The organism is Amycolatopsis sp. NPDC033938 (assembly GCF_055575975.1).
In genome coordinates, this window is the sequence record NZ_JBVIRO010000002.1 from 465,018 (window position 1) to 479,403 (window position 14,386).

Annotated in this window: 13 protein-coding genes and 2 tRNA genes; 8 read left to right on the plus strand and 7 right to left on the minus strand. The window is 69.2% G+C overall.

Features of this window, described 5'->3' with window-relative positions; genetic code table 11:
* The first annotated feature begins 37 nt into the window (after positions 1-37).
* Together ACZ5ZX_RS08955 and ACZ5ZX_RS08960 are read left to right on the plus strand one after the other, a co-directional pair.
* A tRNA-Gln gene (locus tag ACZ5ZX_RS08955) sits at positions 38-109 on the plus strand.
* Between the two features lie 133 nt (positions 110-242).
* Positions 243-315, plus strand: a tRNA-Glu gene (locus ACZ5ZX_RS08960).
* Between the two features lie 292 nt (positions 316-607).
* Here ACZ5ZX_RS08960 and ACZ5ZX_RS08965 read toward each other — a convergent pair.
* The 3 genes from ACZ5ZX_RS08965 to ACZ5ZX_RS08975 form a co-directional block, all read right to left on the minus strand.
* Complete coding sequence (locus ACZ5ZX_RS08965) at positions 608-3,016, minus strand: NACHT domain-containing protein (RefSeq protein WP_465501430.1); 2,409 nt, start codon at positions 3,014-3,016, stop codon at positions 608-610.
* Between the two features lie 21 nt (positions 3,017-3,037).
* Positions 3,038-3,166 (minus strand): hypothetical protein, encoded by a 129-nt coding sequence (locus ACZ5ZX_RS08970; RefSeq protein ID WP_465501431.1) that lies wholly within the window; start codon positions 3,164-3,166, stop codon positions 3,038-3,040.
* A gap of 440 nt (positions 3,167-3,606) precedes the next feature.
* Positions 3,607-4,554, minus strand: coding sequence for a cold-shock protein (locus tag ACZ5ZX_RS08975; protein ID WP_465501432.1), 948 nt, complete (start codon positions 4,552-4,554; stop codon positions 3,607-3,609).
* Between the two features lie 394 nt (positions 4,555-4,948).
* Between ACZ5ZX_RS08975 and ACZ5ZX_RS08980 the strand changes: the two genes are divergently transcribed.
* From ACZ5ZX_RS08980 to ACZ5ZX_RS08995, 4 genes are all read left to right on the plus strand, one after another.
* Complete coding sequence (locus ACZ5ZX_RS08980) at positions 4,949-7,111, plus strand: MMPL family transporter (protein WP_465501433.1); 2,163 nt, start codon at positions 4,949-4,951, stop codon at positions 7,109-7,111.
* Positions 7,108-7,782, plus strand: a complete 675-nt coding sequence (locus ACZ5ZX_RS08985; RefSeq protein ID WP_465501434.1) for a response regulator — start codon at positions 7,108-7,110, stop codon at positions 7,780-7,782. Before ACZ5ZX_RS08980 ends, ACZ5ZX_RS08985 begins: the two co-directional genes overlap by 4 nt.
* Positions 7,779-8,942, plus strand: a complete 1,164-nt coding sequence (locus ACZ5ZX_RS08990; protein WP_465501435.1) for a sensor histidine kinase — start codon at positions 7,779-7,781, stop codon at positions 8,940-8,942. The genes ACZ5ZX_RS08985 and ACZ5ZX_RS08990 overlap by 4 nt, the downstream gene beginning before the upstream one ends.
* An 88-nt stretch (positions 8,943-9,030) precedes the next feature.
* Positions 9,031-9,999, plus strand: a complete 969-nt coding sequence (locus ACZ5ZX_RS08995) for a lysylphosphatidylglycerol synthase transmembrane domain-containing protein (protein WP_465501436.1) — start codon at positions 9,031-9,033, stop codon at positions 9,997-9,999.
* A 24-nt stretch (positions 10,000-10,023) separates the two neighbouring features.
* Here ACZ5ZX_RS08995 and ACZ5ZX_RS09000 read toward each other — a convergent pair whose 3' ends face one another.
* From ACZ5ZX_RS09000 to ACZ5ZX_RS09010, 3 genes are all read right to left on the minus strand, one after another.
* On the minus strand, positions 10,024-10,833 hold the full coding sequence (locus tag ACZ5ZX_RS09000) for a hypothetical protein (RefSeq protein WP_465501437.1): 810 nt from the start codon (positions 10,831-10,833) through the stop codon (positions 10,024-10,026).
* 182 nt (positions 10,834-11,015) lie between these two features.
* Complete coding sequence (locus ACZ5ZX_RS09005) at positions 11,016-11,864, minus strand: hypothetical protein (protein ID WP_465501438.1); 849 nt, start codon at positions 11,862-11,864, stop codon at positions 11,016-11,018.
* Between the two features lie 55 nt (positions 11,865-11,919).
* The gene (locus ACZ5ZX_RS09010; RefSeq protein WP_465501439.1) at positions 11,920-12,681 is read right to left on the minus strand and encodes a hypothetical protein; all 762 of its coding nucleotides are present in this window, start codon (positions 12,679-12,681) and stop codon (positions 11,920-11,922) included.
* A gap of 272 nt (positions 12,682-12,953) precedes the next feature.
* Between ACZ5ZX_RS09010 and ACZ5ZX_RS09015 the strand changes: the two genes are divergently transcribed.
* Positions 12,954-13,088 carry a hypothetical protein gene (locus ACZ5ZX_RS09015; protein WP_465501440.1) on the plus strand — a complete coding sequence of 45 codons (135 nt, stop codon included), beginning with the start codon at positions 12,954-12,956 and terminating at the stop codon, positions 13,086-13,088.
* A 129-nt stretch (positions 13,089-13,217) separates the two neighbouring features.
* Here ACZ5ZX_RS09015 and mbp1 read toward each other — a convergent pair whose 3' ends face one another.
* Positions 13,218-13,454 carry a microaggregate-binding protein 1 gene (gene mbp1 / locus ACZ5ZX_RS09020; protein ID WP_465501441.1) on the minus strand — a complete coding sequence of 79 codons (237 nt, stop codon included), beginning with the start codon at positions 13,452-13,454 and terminating at the stop codon, positions 13,218-13,220.
* Positions 13,455-13,590: 136 nt separating this feature from the next.
* Between mbp1 and ACZ5ZX_RS09025 the strand changes: the two genes are divergently transcribed.
* Positions 13,591-14,346 (plus strand): ATP-binding protein, encoded by a 756-nt coding sequence (locus ACZ5ZX_RS09025; protein WP_465501442.1) that lies wholly within the window; start codon positions 13,591-13,593, stop codon positions 14,344-14,346.
* Positions 14,347-14,386 lie beyond the last annotated feature (40 nt).

Sequence of the window (14,386 nt, forward strand, 5' to 3'; positions counted from 1 at the left end):
CGGCACCGAGCCGGTCAAGGCCGGAACGGTACCTCACTGGGGTATGGTGTAATTGGCAGCACGACTGGTTCTGGTCCAGTTAGTCTAGGTTCGAGTCCTGGTACCCCAGCTGGAGAACTCTCCGGAGTGAAACACAGAGTGACCCCCCCTGCGAAGGCGGGAAACCCGGTCTGGTAAGTTTCTCCGCAGCAACACGGCAAGTCAACAACTGAAAATCTCCTCTCGCAGGAGGAAAATTCCTAGCCCCCGTCGTCTAGCGGCCTAGGACGCCGGCCTCTCACGCCGGTAGCGTGGGTTCGAATCCCATCGGGGGTACGTACAGCTACCACACAAGAAGCGCCGATCATTCTGATCGGCGCTTCTTGCTGTTTCGGTAGCCGACATGGCGTCTGTGATCCTTTCTCCTGCTTCCGCTATCGCGGGTACTTGATCTCGGTCTTCCGCACGTGCCCGAGCTGCGGTGTCGTCCACAGTGGCCAGGTCGGCTTCCAGAATGGACGTACGGTCAGGGCCGAAGAACCGTCCGACGGCAGCGAGGAGTTCGTCTTCGCGGATTCGGACTGCGGTTCGGCAGATCGGCGTGTGGGTCGGCGACGCCGCGGTTGGGTCAGCTCTGGATTGACGTCATTGCTGCTGCCAGTCGGAGGAGGGCTTTGCGGTCGCGGCGTGTCATGTGCGGGTCCTGCAGGAGCTCGTCGCAGACCGTCGTTGCCTCCGGGTGGCGTAGGTCCATCAAGCGGTAGACGGCCTCTCCTCGCGTGTCGCTGCTCAGTCCGGGGTCGCGTGCGAAACGCAGGAGATGTTCTGTCCCTGTGGGGTCGTTGTGGTGCGCGGCGGCCCAGGCCGCGATGACCCGCGTCGTAGCGTCGGCGCGGCTGTCGGCGCTCCAGGCGGTCAGGAGGTCCAGGCACGGTTGACGGCGCGCGTGGGCGAGATGCCAGAGGATGCTGAGGCGGAGGTAGTCGGTTTGCCGTGTATCGCGCGCGATGTCTTCAAGCTGGTCCAAATCGCGATCGTCGCCGGCGTCGATGATCGCCTTCGCCGCCGCGACCTGGCCTTTGTTGCTGACCAGCTGTGGTGAGCGGATCAGTCTCCACAGGGTGGCCAGGCCATCGGTGCGCCTGTGGGCGAAGGCGAGCAGTCCTTCGGCGGACGCCACCCGGGAATCTTCGATCGCGAAGGCGGAGATTGCTTCGGCGAGCGCCACGGACTCGGGGTCCACCTCGTTCACCTTCTCGAGGTCGATCGCGGCGGCGAACCGGGCTGCACGCCCGATCTTGGTGTGTTGTGTGAGTTTGTCGACCGCCTGTAGCTCGACATCGACGGGGAGATAGGTGCCGAGCCGCTTCAGCGCGGCGAGAAGCCAGCAGCCACTGGGATTCTTGGTCGCGGTCAGCTTGAGGAGTTCCGGCTCGGCGTTGTCACGGAGGCGGTCGATCAGGAAACCGAGGTAGGACATGGTCTTGTTGGCGGGGATTGTCCACATCTTCCGGCCTCCGGATCGGTAGCGCTGGCCGGTGAGGATGCGCTCGAGTTCCTCGTGACCACGTTCTGGTGGTCTGCTGATGTGGCAAGCGGCCAGGAATTCCTCATAGGTGATGTGCTCGAATTCCAGTTCGGTGCCCTGCTGCCGGAATACCCCGCTGCGGCGGAGGCAGGCCGTGAGGCTTTCTTTCCACAGCGTGTCCGGTACCCCGCTGGGTTGTTCGGTGCGCTTCAACCCGAGCAGGACATTCATGACCGACGGTGTGGGAGTGTCGCGGCTTGTCCGCCGTGTCGCGGCGACCTCGGCCAGGAACACGCGGAGTTCGGCGGGTGCCATCGTGCCCAGGGCGGCGATGCGTTTTGCGCCCTCGGGGCTGATCCGGGCCAATGCCCTGGAGTTGTCCTGCGTGCCCGCGTGATGTTCCGGCCGCGTCTGGCCAGTGGACGTGGGCGCCATGAGCTGCGTGATGAAGTCGTCGTAGATCTCTCCGCGGGTGCTGCCCAGTGGCCGGTCGGGATCGTCCTTGTGGAGCCGGCAGACGATGGTGGCGATCATGGGCAGCTTGACCAGCTCGGTGATCTCCGCTTCGTCGATCGCGTCGAGGAGCGAGTCGACATGACGTTCGTCGAGCCAGGCCGCGGCCAGCTTCCGGAGGTCGTCGGTTTTCAGCCTCTGCAGCTGGAAGTAGACCGCCTTCGCAGCGTCCAGGTGCTTCAGCTCCGGTTCGGACAACTGCCGTGTGGTGATGAGGAGCCGGTGAGTTTTCTGGTGGTCAGCGGCCCACTGGAGCGTGACCTGCAGGGCCTCCTCGCGTGTGGCCGAGTTGGTGATCTCGTCGAGGCCGTCGAGCAGAACCAGCCAACGGGTCCTGGATTTCGGGGTGGCGGCGTGGAACAGGTCGTCGAGCGATGCCGTGCCTATCGCCGTGGCCGGAATGAGGACCGGGAGCTCGGTGGTCTGGTCGCCGTCGTCCCATTGGCGGCAGACCGTGCGCTGATGCCGTTGGAGAAGCAGTGTTTTACCGCCGCCCGCGTCACCGAGCACAACCGTGACGGGCCCGGAGGTGAAGACGGCGTCCGCGGGCCGCGGCGAACGGTCGGTGGACTGACCGGTGCGCCAGGTCACCACCGATTGGGCGGCATAAGGTTCCGATGTCCCGGGACGTGCGCGCACCCTGGCCAGATGCCCGTCCACCTGGGCGGCCGCCCTCACACGAAGCTCCGTTTCCTCGGCCTCGACGGCGATCACGAGTTCGCCATGCCTGGCGCGCCACCAAGCCGCGTCGCTGCGCGACTTCACCGCGGCAGGCGGTTCTCCTTTGGCGTCGCGCGGCGCTTTGTCCACGCACGCGTTGACGATGAGCATGACATTGTCCAAGTCCGGAGCGTCGACGAACTGCCCGTTCATCAGCTCGCCGATACTGCTGCTTGAGATCCTGGTGGCCTCGTAGAGGCTCTTGTAGCTGGGCTTGCCAGCGGCGAGGTAAAGCATCTTGAGTTCGTGGCCGAACTCTTGCTGTGGTGTCCTCATCAGTCACTCCCCGTAGCCGACTTAGGCGTTGAAGAGGTCCAGGATCAAATCCCGGACCCATCCCAGCGCGGTCCGCACCACTCCCGAGACGATCCCGCCGATAACGGCGTGGACAAGGCTACGAGGTTTGCGGTCTTTGCTGCCGGTCATGAGTGCTCCTGTCGTCGGTGTCCCTGTCGACGAACCAGGTTGCCGGTCAGCGCGCCCAAATCGGGGTTCTCCGGTCGAATCCGGACGCGAAGACCCATAGACGCCGGTGAGGGTGGTGTCAGGACGAGCCGCTCCGGACGGCAGCGGACGGCCCGACACCACGAACGGACGCCCCATGGCGCGGTCCTGGAATGCCGCCCGTGTGCCAGGCCGCGCGAGAAGTCCGCTAGGTCAGTCGCTGTGACGTTTCGTTGGAGCCCGAGGGCGTGGGGATTCCGGTTCGCCGAGCGCCTGGTACGACAACGACGACAAGTGCAAAAGACTGGCGGAAGCGGATGACGACCACTACTACAGCGATCAGCGCTGGTTCCGTGTGCTTCGCGTCATTTCCTGTCACGCCCAGCCCCCGTGAGCGTGTTACAGCCGGTGGGGCCGCCTCTTCAGAGGCGTTCGATGCGGTCGGCCTGCGGGCCCCGGTCGCTCTGACGCACCGTGTACCGGACCCGGTCACCCTTCTGCAGCGGCTCCGACCCCATGATCACGGACGCGTGGGCGAAGAGATCGTCGCCGCCTGCGTCCGGGGTGATGAAGCCGAAGCCGCGGTCGTCGTCGTAGCGCGCGACGACGCCCTCGCCGCCTCGTACGGGCACGTCCCTCGCCACCGGCCCCGCGGCCGCGGCAGGTGCCGACCGCTGCGGCGCCGTCTGGGGCTCGGCGCCCCGGACCAGGTGCACGTCGCGGGCCTGCGGGCCCTTGTCGCCACTGGCCACCTCGTAGGCGACGCGGTCGCCCTCCGCGAGCCACGTCAGCCCCTCGGCCAGGGCCCGGGCGTGAACGAAGACGTCCCCGGCGCCGGAGTCGGGGTTGATGAAGCCGAAGCCCTTGTCCTCGTCGTACCAGGCCACCGTGCCGTCGGCACCGTCCGCGATACCGGCCGCAGCGGGCGAGCCGGCCCCTGCTCCCAGCGGGATCACGTGCTCGGCCTGCGGGCCGCGCTCGCCTTCGACGACCAGGAAGGCCACCCGCTGCCCCTCGGTGACCACGCCGCCGGTCACGATGGCGGAGCTGTGCACGAAGATGTCGGCGCCGCCGCCGTCCGGCGACGCGAAGCCGTACCCCTTGCCCGGCTCGTACCAGTTGACGGTGCCGAGCAGGCCCACGGCGCTGCTGGTGGCCGCATCGGCGGTGACACGAACGCGCAGCGCCTGGGGCCCGCGGTCGTTCTCGCCGACCTCGAACACGACGGCCTGACCCTCGCGGAGCACTCTCGCGCCGCCGTCCCCGACGATCTCGGAGGCGTGCACGAACACGTCCGGCGAGCCGTCCTCGGGCGCGAGGAAGCCGAAACCCCGTTCGGCGTCGAACCAGCGGACGGTCCCTTGCGGCATAAAAGGCTCCAGGTCGAGAGGGCGGGCACTGGCCCCTAGTCTCCCTGACAGACCTCCGGTCCGTCGGGCCGGGCCCACAGGCGGGCGGTGCGGAGCCAGGGGCGGGCCGTTGGTTCACCTGGCGACACGCCGAGTGACAGCCCTGTCGCGACAAGTCTGCGTTTCGGCGGAAATCCTCGCGTCGCCGACCCTTCCCGCGCCTGGCTCGACCGGCGGTCCGAGGTGATCGCACTCTCGTCCACTGTGGTCAGGTGACGGAAATCGTTGCGACGTAAGAGGAATATCGGCGTACCGCGGGTGCGGTACGCCGATGACCGCCGGAGGCTGACGCCGCGGAGGGTCCGGACGGGGAGGCTGGTCGACGACCGTCCTCCTTCCCGAAAGGCTTTTCACCGTGAGTTCTCTCGCACGTTGGTGCTTCCGGAGGCGGGGTGTCGTCCTCGCCGGCTGGGTGGGCGGCCTCGTCGTACTGGCCTTGCTGGTGTTCGGCGCCGGTACGGCGTTCACCGACTCCGCGGACCTGCCGGACAGCGAGTCGGCCACCGCGTACCACCTGCTCGGTGAAGCCGGCGGGCAAGCATCGGCGAACGTCGTGCGCGGCACGATCGTGTGGCACGCCGGCGACGTCGGGTCCGGCCCCGCGCGTGAGCGGGTCACCGCGGTGCTCGGCGACATCTCGGCGATGCCCGGGGTGAGGCAGGTCGTCAGCCCGTACACCGCGGCGGGCGCGGCCCAGCTCAACCCGGGCGCCGGCACCGCGTACGCGAGTGTCGTCCTCGACAAGGGTGCCGCCACCGAACCCGTCGTGCAGGCCGCCGAACGGCTGCGGGCGCCAGGGCTCGCCGTCGAGGTCGGCGGGCAGGCGTTCACCGAGAAGCCCGGCGGGTCGAACGGCACCGAGGCCATCGGCATCCTCGCCGCCCTGGTTCTGCTTCTGCTGTTGTTCCGGTCACTGTGGGCGGCGGTCCTGCCGATCGTCACCGGTTTGGTCGGCGTGGGGGCGTCGCTGCTGGTCGTGATGCTGGCCTCCCACGTGGTCGACCTGGCGGCGACCAGCCTCACCATGGGCGCGCTCATCGGTCTCGGCGTGGGCATCGACTACGCGCTGTTCATCGTGAACCGGCACCGCAAGGCGCTGCGAGCCGGGGCGAGCGTGCCGGACGCGCTGGCGCAGGCCGCGGACACGTCCGGACGGGCGGTGGTGTTCGCCGGGGTGACGGTGATGATCGCGCTGCTCGGCATGTTCGTGGTCGGACTCGGCCTGCTCACCGGGATGGCGCAGGCCGCCGCGGTCACGGTCCTGTTCACGGTCGCGGCCGCCCTCACCCTCCTGCCCGCCTTGCTGGGCTTGCTGGGTTACCGGGTGCTGTCCCGGAAGGACCGCGCCGCCATCGCCGGTGGCCGGTTCCCGCTGCTTTCGCGGGAAGACCGCAAGGTCACGACGGCGGGCCGCTGGGCGGACCTGGTGCAGCGCTTCCCGGTGGCCGCCGGTGGGGCCGCTCTCGTCGTGACGGTCCTGCTGGCCTCGCCCGTGCTGGGCATGCGGGTGGGCAACGCGGACGCGAGCAGCGACCCGGCGGGCACGCCCACCCGCGCCTACCACGACTTGATGGCCGGCGCTTTCGGTGACGGCTTCGACGCCTCCCTGCTGCTGGTCGCGAACACGCCCGACGTCGCATCGGCCCAGGCGTTCGCCACCCTGGTGCACCGGCTGGACTCGCTGCCCGGTGTCGCGCACGTGGCCGACGCCCCAGGCCGTGGATCCGTCGCCTCGGCGACCGTGATCCCGACGACGACCGCCCAGGCGGAGGCGACCGCGGACCTCGTCACGACCTTGCGCGAGGACGTCATCCCGGTCGCGGAGGCGGGCACCGGGCTGAAGGTCTACGTGGGTGGCCAGACCGCGAGCAGTATCGACGTCGCCGACGCGCTGATGAGCAAGCTGCCGCTCTACCTCGGCCTCATCGCCCTGCTCGGCTTCCTGCTGCTGGCCGTGGCGTTCCGCAGTGTCCTGGTGCCACTGGTCGGCGCGCTGAGCAACATCGCCACGATCGCGGTCGGGCTCGGCGCGGTCACCGCGATCTTCCAGCACGGCTGGGGACTGGCGCTGCTGGGGGTCGGCTCCGGGGCGCCGGTGATGTACCTGGTGCCGGTGCTGGTGGTCGGCGTGATGTTCGGGTTGTCGATGGACTACCAGGTGTTCCTGGTCAGCCGCATGCACGAGGAGTGGACTCACACCGGCGACAGCAGGCGGACGGTCCGGGCGGGGGTGGCCGAAACGGGCAAGGTGATCTCGGTCGCGGCGACGATCATGTTGTGCGTGTTCGCGTCGTTCGGGTTCAGCGGGGAGCGGATCGTGGCGATGATCGGCATCGGGCTGGCGATCGCGGTCCTGGTCGACGCGTTCGTGGTGCGGCTGACGCTGATCCCCGCCGTGATGACGCTGCTCGGCCGGGCGAACTGGTCGTACCCGCGGTGGGCGGAGCGGATCACGCCGCGGTTGTCGGTCGAACGCCCCGAGCAGGTTCGGGACCCGCACGAGATGATGGCCGGATGACGATCCGCGTCCTGCTCGCCGACGATCAGGCCCTGCTCAGGGCGACTTTCCGCCTCCTCGTCGATGCCACCGAGGACATGGAGGTGGTCGCGGAGGCCGCCGACGGGCAGGACGCGGTGACGAAGGCGCGCGAAGCGCGGGCCGACGTCGTCGTGATGGACATCCGCATGCCCGGGGTGGACGGTATCGAGGCCACCCGGCGGATCACCGCGGACGAGGACCTCGCCGGGGTGAAGATCCTGGTCCTCACCACGTTCGAGACCGACGAGTTCGTGGTGGCCGCGCTGCGGGCCGGGGCCAGCGGCTTCCTCGGCAAGGGCGTCGAGCCGGAGGTACTGCTCCAGGCGATCCGCACGGTGGCGGCGGGGGAGTCGCTGCTGTCGCCGTCCGCCACGACCGCGCTGATCGGCCGGTTCCTTGCCCAGCCCGAAGCGCGGTCGGTCGAAGCGCGGACGGAGCTGGGTGAGCTGACCGCGCGCGAACGGGAGATCACCGCGCTGGTCGGGGCCGGATTGTCCAATGTGGAGATCGCAGCCAGGCTGTTCATCAGCGCCGCGACGGCGAAGACACATGTCAACCGCGCGATGATGAAGACCGGTGCCCGGGACCGCGCCCAGCTGGTCGTGTTCGCCTACGAGACCGGGCTTGTCGCCCCGCGGGCGTCGCGGTGACCTTCTTCGGCGCGGGAACGGAGGACGTGTCGCCGCGACGGCTGTTCGTCGTGCTGCCCGCCGTGATCGTGCTGCTGGTCGGGGTGTTCCAGCTGGCCGACCGGGACAGCGCGGCCTGGGTAACCCCGCACGGCTGGCAGATCGCGGTCATCGCCACGGCGAGCGCCGCCCTCCTCTGGCGCCACCGGTACCCGGTGCCGGTCGCGTGGGTGACCGCGGTGCTCGGTGGCGTGCTGCCGGTGATTCCGCCGCACACCGTCGCGGTCGACACGGCGTGCATCGTCGCGTTCTACACGGTGGCCAGGCGGACCGACCGCCGGACGGCGTGGACCATGGCCGTGGTCGCGACGGTGCTGCTCACCGTCAGCTCCGTGGCCTGGCTGCCGGATCATCTCGGCAACATCCGCGCGGTGCTGCCCGCCAACTACATCGCGATCGCCGTGGCCGTCGGCGACTCGGTGCGCGCCAACCGCGCGCTCCTGCGCCAGGCCGAGGAGCGGGTCCGCGAAGCGGAACGAAGCCGGGAGGAGGAAGCCCGCCGCCGGGTGCGCGACGAGCGGGTCCGCATCGCCCGTGATCTGCACGACGTCGTCGCGCACCACATCACCCTGGTCAACGCCCAGGCCGGGGTCGCCCACCACCTGCTGGACCGGCGGCCGGACAAGGCCCGGCAGGCATTGGCCGGCATCAAGGACGCCAGCCGCGCGGCACTCGACGAGCTGCGCGCCACGGTCGGCCTGCTGCGCCAGGACGACGACCCACCCGAATCCCTCCGGCCCACACCGGGATTCGCCGACGTGGAGGCGTTGGTGGAGTCCTTCCGCTCCGCCGGGTTCGACGTCCGCCTGACCTCTCACGGGACCGCCCGGCCCCTCGCCGGTGCCGCCGACCTCGCGGCGTACCGGATCACGCAGGAAGCGCTGACGAACGCGGGCAAGCACGGCACCGAGCGGCGCGCGCACGTGGACCTCACCTACATCGGCGACGCTCTCCGGCTGACGGTGACCAACTCCGCGTCGCCGGGCCACCGCGGATCCGGCACCGGGCACGGGCTCATCGGCATGCGCGAACGCGCCGTCAGCGCCGGTGGCTCGTGCACGGCGGAGCTGCGCGCCGACGGACAGTACGAGGTACGAGCCGAGCTGCCGCTGCGCGCCTAGGACACGGCCCGGGTACCGCGAACGCGGTACGGCCCGGATACCGCTCGGTGGCGACGTTTTCCTGGCCGGAGCCGACCAGCATGGACCTGTGATCGACAGCCGAAACGACGCGCACCCGTCCACGAAGCGCCGGTCCGCGGCGAACACGCTGATCCGCTGGGCGGCGGCGGTGGTGGTCGTGGCGGCGGTGGTGGTTTTCGTCCGCACCGCCGGCACCGCCGATCTCGGCGCGGTCCTCGGGGACGCCGAGCCGGTCTGGGTGTTCGCCGCGGTGGCGGTCTTCCTCGTTCCCTTGCTGGGCAGCGTGCTGGCCTTGCGGGCCGTCGCGCCGGTGCGCCTGCCGTGGGGGCTGACGACGGTGGCGCAGCTGGCGGGCGCGTTCGGCAACCTCGTCGCGCCGGGGAATCTCGGCGGGATGGCGACCAACGTCCGGTTCCTGCACCGGCGCGGGGTGACGACGACGGGGGCGGCGGGCGCGGTCGGGGCCGCACAGGCCGCCGCGGTGGTCGTGACGGTGGCGCTGGCGCTGCCGGAACTGATCTCCTCGGGACGGCTCGAGGCCGCGGCGTCGGCGATTTCCGGTCCGGTGCTGCCGATCGTCTCGCTCGTGCTGCTCGCGGCCGCGGCGACGCTCTGGAGCACGGCGGCCGGCCGCCGGTGGGCGAGCCGGACGCGTTCGGTCGCCGCCGCCACGCTCGTGGCGTTCCGGCTCGCACTGGCCGCACCGGGCCGGGCGGGGCTCGCCGTCGCCGGGAACCTGATGGTGACCTTGGGGTCCACCGCGGCACTGGCCGCGGCCGTCCAGGCGTTCGGTGCCACGGTGTCGTTCGGTGATCTCCTCCTGGTCGTGGCGGGCAGCGCACTCGCCGGCATCGTGCCCCTGCCCGGCGGGGCGGGCGGGGCCGAGATGATACTGGCGACCCAGCTGACCGCGGTGGGTCTCCAGCCCCCGGTGGCCCTCGCGACGGCCGTGCTCCACCGCGTGGTCACGTTCTGGTCCCGGGTCCCGGTCGGCTGGTTCGCCTTCACGTGGCTGCGGCGAGCCGGCCATCTCTGAGCCATGGACGCGCCGGGTCCCGCGTCAGATCTTGGGGAGAAGCCGTCCGGCGGCCTTGAGGGCGTCGTCCAGTTCGGACGAAAGCGTGCGCGCCTTCTGCGCGAAGGCTGACGGCTTCAGCTCCGGCACGGCCCGGCGCCCTTGTTGCCAGGCCTTGAATTGCCGTTCCTCCTCGGCGAGCTTGAGGTCGATGGCGCATTTCGCGTTGCCGTTGAGCAATCCGAGCGAGCTGATCCAGGTCGCGGTGTCGTAGCGGGCCGCGGCAACGTGGTCGACGATTCGTGTGCTGGCTTCGAGACAGCTCGTCACCGCGTTCTTGTATTTCGGGTTTTCGATCAGCTTCGGCAGGTATTCGCCCGCGGCGGCGACCGTCTTGCCGAACATGTCGAAGGTCGACCATTGATGTTGCAGGACGGCGTCGATCCGCAAGACGACCTCGGTGGGCGACAAGGCGGCGGTGACGGCTGTGCCCGGCTCCAGAGGGGCGCCGTTCAGGGGCCGGTACGTCCTCGTCGCGCGGAAGACCTGCACGGCGGCCGGGACGTCGCCGTAGGGCTGGACCTCGACGTTTCGCTGTGCCTGGAGCAGCCAGACGTCCTTGGTGCCATTGCTGATGGAGACGGAGGTCCCGGGACCGTTCGTGCACAGGACGAGCAGGGACAGGTCACGCGCGGGGCCGCCGGTCATCGACAGCGGAACGCGTTTCCCGGTCGTGGCGTCCGGACAGGCGGGATCCGCCTGTGGAGGCGTCGCCCCGTCATCGCAACCGATCGTGGAGAAGGCGAGTGCCAGCGCGGTCAGAACACCGGTCGTCCGCGAGAGTCGTTTCCGCATCACTGCTCCCTTTCGTGGGAGATCTCGTGAACAGGTCGTGGCACGACCAGAAACCGTTACGCTGCCTCGGATACGAAACGGCTGCTTTTGACGGTGATGGTCATTGTGGCAACGCGAAAGCGCCGATCACGATGATCGGCGCTTTCTGACGGCCCCTCGCCTTGTTCGGTGGTGCGGCCGGGTCAGCCGGTGCAGCCGGGTACCGCCGGGGCGCTGCCGACGCAGTTGCCGGGAGTGTTGGCGGTGATCGGCGCGTTGTTCGTGGTCATGGTCCCGTTGCTCCGGAAGACCCCGCCCGCGGTCATGAGCGCGTGGTTCACGGTCACGGCGGTCTGGGTGATGGTCGTGGCCGTCGAGTCGACCGCGGCGATCCCGCCGCCTTGCGCGCCGGTGTTACCGCTGATGAGCATCGGGCTGCCGGTGACACCCGTGGTGGTCAAGGTGCCGCGCAGACCGTTGTAGATGCCGCCGCCCTGGAGCAGCGCGGTGTTTCCGAGGACGTCACTTCTGGTGAACGACGCGGCGGGCGGGGTGCCGGACGGGGTGTCGACGTTGGCGAGGCCACCGCCCGCGAGAGTGGCGTAGTTGCCGCTCAGGCTGCTGCTGGTGAGCGTCACGGCGCCACGGTTGAGGATGCCGCCTCCGGCGCCGACCACGTTGCCGTTGGCGAAGGTGACCGAGGTGGTGAGGGTGAGGTTGCCTGCCGCGCCGACTTCGGCGATCCGGAAGGGGAGTACCGCGCTCCGCGTGACGGTCGCCGGGCCGAGCAGTTCGATCGGCGTGGTGATGACCGGCAGGCCGTTGTCGGGTCCGCCGTGCGCGGACGTCAGTGCGTAGGTGCAGCCGCCGGCCAGCGTCAGGGTGTCTTTGTCGACGGTGGAATTGGCGAGGTTGATGGCGTCGACGAGGGCGTTTTCCGAGCAGGCCACCGGAATGGTGGTCGCCTGGGCCATCGGCGCCAACGCGATCATTCCGCCGGTCAGGATGGCGGCGCCGGTGACGGTCCGCAGAAGGCTACGGCTTCTTCGCATCATTTCTTCTTTCCTGGAGAAATAGCGGAAATCGTTATCGCGAAAGAACGGAAAGTCATCCGATGCAGCCGGGGACCGGCGAGGGACTGCCGGTGCAGTTGGTCGCGGTGTTGGCTGTCACCGTGGAGGTGTTCAAGCTCGCCGAACCCGCCGCGTAATAGATCCCGCCGGGATTCACCGTCGCCGCGTTGGAGGTGACCACGCTGCTGGTGAGGGTGAGCGTCCCGTTCACACTCGCGATACCGCCACCCTGACCGGCGGTGTTGCCGTCGACCGTGCTGCTGGTGAAGGTCGCCGCCGACGAGGTTCCGGTGCTGGACAAGGCTCCGCCTCGGCCGTCGGCGGTGTTGCCGGACAACGCGCTTCCGGTGAGGGTCACCGCGCCGAAGCTGAGAATGCCGCCGCCGTCGTCGCTGCCGGCGGTGGCCGCGTGGCCGTTGCCGAAGGTGACCGCCTTGAGCGTGATTCCGCCGGTGGACGCCACCTGGCCGATGCGGAACGCGGCCGCGGACGAGGCGCGGGTGATGGTGTTGGCGTTGCCGTCGAGGGTGATGGGCGTGGTGATGATCGGAAGTCCGGCCGGGCCGTGCACGCCGTCGTCGCCATGGGCGGCGGTGAGGGTGTAGGTGCAGCCCGGGGTCAAGGTGACGGTGCCACCGCCTGCCGCGTTGGCCGCGTCGAGCGCGGTGATCAACGCCGCTTCGGTGCAGGCGACGGATTCGGCACGGGCCTGCGCCGGAAGAGGCAGGAGAACGGCCGATCCGGCCGCGAGGACCATGGTGACGGCAAGGGTGGAAACAGTGCGATTGTGTCGCATTTCGACTTTCCTGGATCCGAGACCGATGGTGGAGGAGCAAGAAGCTCGAACGTCCCGCTGGAAAGCGGTCATCGGTGGTCGATGAAACGACCGATTCCGACCCTACTCCTGTCGGGCGGAAATAGATACCGAGCCACTATTCGCCGGTGCGGAATTCGTAGTGGCACTATCGATCGACTGGGCTGAATGAGTTCAGGATCGAAACTCCGTCGCCGGACAAGCACCACAACCTCATTTGGTTCACCGAGGCCTGCCTGTCCAACGCGCTGCGCATGGAGGCCTACGCGAAGGACGCCGACCGCGACGGGGATGAGGAACTGGCCGGATTCTTCCGCCGCGCGCAGGAGGAGAGCCGTAAGGGTGCCGAGCAGGGCAAGAAGCTTTTGGCGAGCCGGTTGTCCCAGTAGCGGACGCGGCGGAGATGCCCGGCACGGGAGTCCGTGTCGGGCATCGGTCGTACTGGAGCAAATCGAGGCAGCGGGGAGCCGCCGGACGGACCGTCCGGCGGCTCCCCGCTGTGCGTGCGGACCGCGCCGCTACTGTTCCTTGCGCTCGCGTGCCTCGGCCAGGTCGGCCTCGGTCCTCGCGCGATCGGCCTGATTCTCCTTTTCGGCGACCTTTTCCTGTGCGGACGCCTTCGCCTGTTGTGCCTTGCCTTCGCGCTCCAGCGAGTCGTTCCCCGTGAAGGTGCCCGCGGTCTCCTTGACCTTGCCCTTGATGTCCTCGACGGCGCCCTTGACGCCTTCGGCGGACGCGTCGCTTCGGTCGGTCATCTGCGCCTCCTTGGGAGTGTCGTGGGGCCGCGTGTTTCCGGACCCTGCCGGCCGAGTACCCGGAATCGGGGCGAGTATGCGGTGTCCACGTTTGGACGGCGTGATGTGGGCTACCCCGGGGTATGGGTAAAGCCGGATGAGTGCCGCCGATGGTGGACTGCGGCTGGTACCGGAGAGCCGCCCGGAGTCGACGGTGCTCACGGTGACCGGCACGCTGGACCGGGACAACTGCTCTCTTCTGCGTGACGGGCTGTTGAAGGTCGCCACCGCGTCCCCGGATCTCGTGATCGCCGACATCGACGGGCTGACCATCCGCGACCGTTCGCTGGTGACCGTGTTCGCGGTGATCGCACGCCGGATCCGCGACTGGCCCGCGATCCCGTTCGCGATCGTCTCGTCCTCGCCGGAGCACCGAGGGCTGCTGGCGGCCACGGCTGTCGACGCCATCGTGGCCGTGCACACCGATGTCGTGACGGCCGAACGGGTACGCGATCGTCCGCCGCGGCGGCAGGCGGTGCAGGACCTCGTCGCCGCGGACGGCGCCTCCGCGCTCGCCCGGCGCTTCGTCGACCGGATCTGCGAGGAATGGCGGCTGGCCGAGTACGCCGAGGACGTGGCGCTCATCGCGACCGAACTCGTGGAGAACACGATCCGGCACACCGCGTCGCGGCCGAAACTGAAGCTGGAGCTACGCCGCGGGTCGCTGTCCGTTTCCGTCGCCGACGACGACCCGCACGAGGCCGTGCTGCTGGAACGGCGGAGCGCGGGCGTGCGGGGGATGGGACTGAGACTGGTCGCCGAAACGGCACGCGTTTGGGGCTGCAGCCGGTCCTGGTGGGGTGGGAAGGTCGTCTGGGCCGTGTTGAACGTGCGTGGCCCGCCATGGCGCTGAACCGTGGCATGGCGCACAGCGGACCATGAACGTTTACGCC

Excerpts from the sequence above, each read along its gene's own strand:
- ACZ5ZX_RS08965 (WP_465501430.1), bottom strand. The coding sequence starts at position 3,016 with ATGAGGACACCACAGCAAGAGTTCGGCCACGAACTCAAGATGCTTTAC.
- ACZ5ZX_RS08970 (WP_465501431.1), bottom strand. The coding sequence starts at position 3,166 with ATGACCGGCAGCAAAGACCGCAAACCTCGTAGCCTTGTCCACGCCGTT.
- ACZ5ZX_RS08975 (WP_465501432.1), bottom strand. The coding sequence starts at position 4,554 with ATGCCGCAAGGGACCGTCCGCTGGTTCGACGCCGAACGGGGTTTCGGC.
- ACZ5ZX_RS08985 (WP_465501434.1), top strand. The coding sequence starts at position 7,108 with ATGACGATCCGCGTCCTGCTCGCCGACGATCAGGCCCTGCTCAGGGCG.
- ACZ5ZX_RS09000 (WP_465501437.1), bottom strand. The coding sequence starts at position 10,833 with ATGCGGAAACGACTCTCGCGGACGACCGGTGTTCTGACCGCGCTGGCA.
- ACZ5ZX_RS09005 (WP_465501438.1), bottom strand. The coding sequence starts at position 11,864 with ATGCGAAGAAGCCGTAGCCTTCTGCGGACCGTCACCGGCGCCGCCATC.
- ACZ5ZX_RS09010 (WP_465501439.1), bottom strand. The coding sequence starts at position 12,681 with ATGCGACACAATCGCACTGTTTCCACCCTTGCCGTCACCATGGTCCTC.
- ACZ5ZX_RS09015 (WP_465501440.1), top strand. The coding sequence starts at position 12,954 with ATGGAGGCCTACGCGAAGGACGCCGACCGCGACGGGGATGAGGAACTG.
- mbp1 (WP_465501441.1), bottom strand. The coding sequence starts at position 13,454 with ATGACCGACCGAAGCGACGCGTCCGCCGAAGGCGTCAAGGGCGCCGTC.
- ACZ5ZX_RS09025 (WP_465501442.1), top strand. The coding sequence starts at position 13,591 with ATGAGTGCCGCCGATGGTGGACTGCGGCTGGTACCGGAGAGCCGCCCG.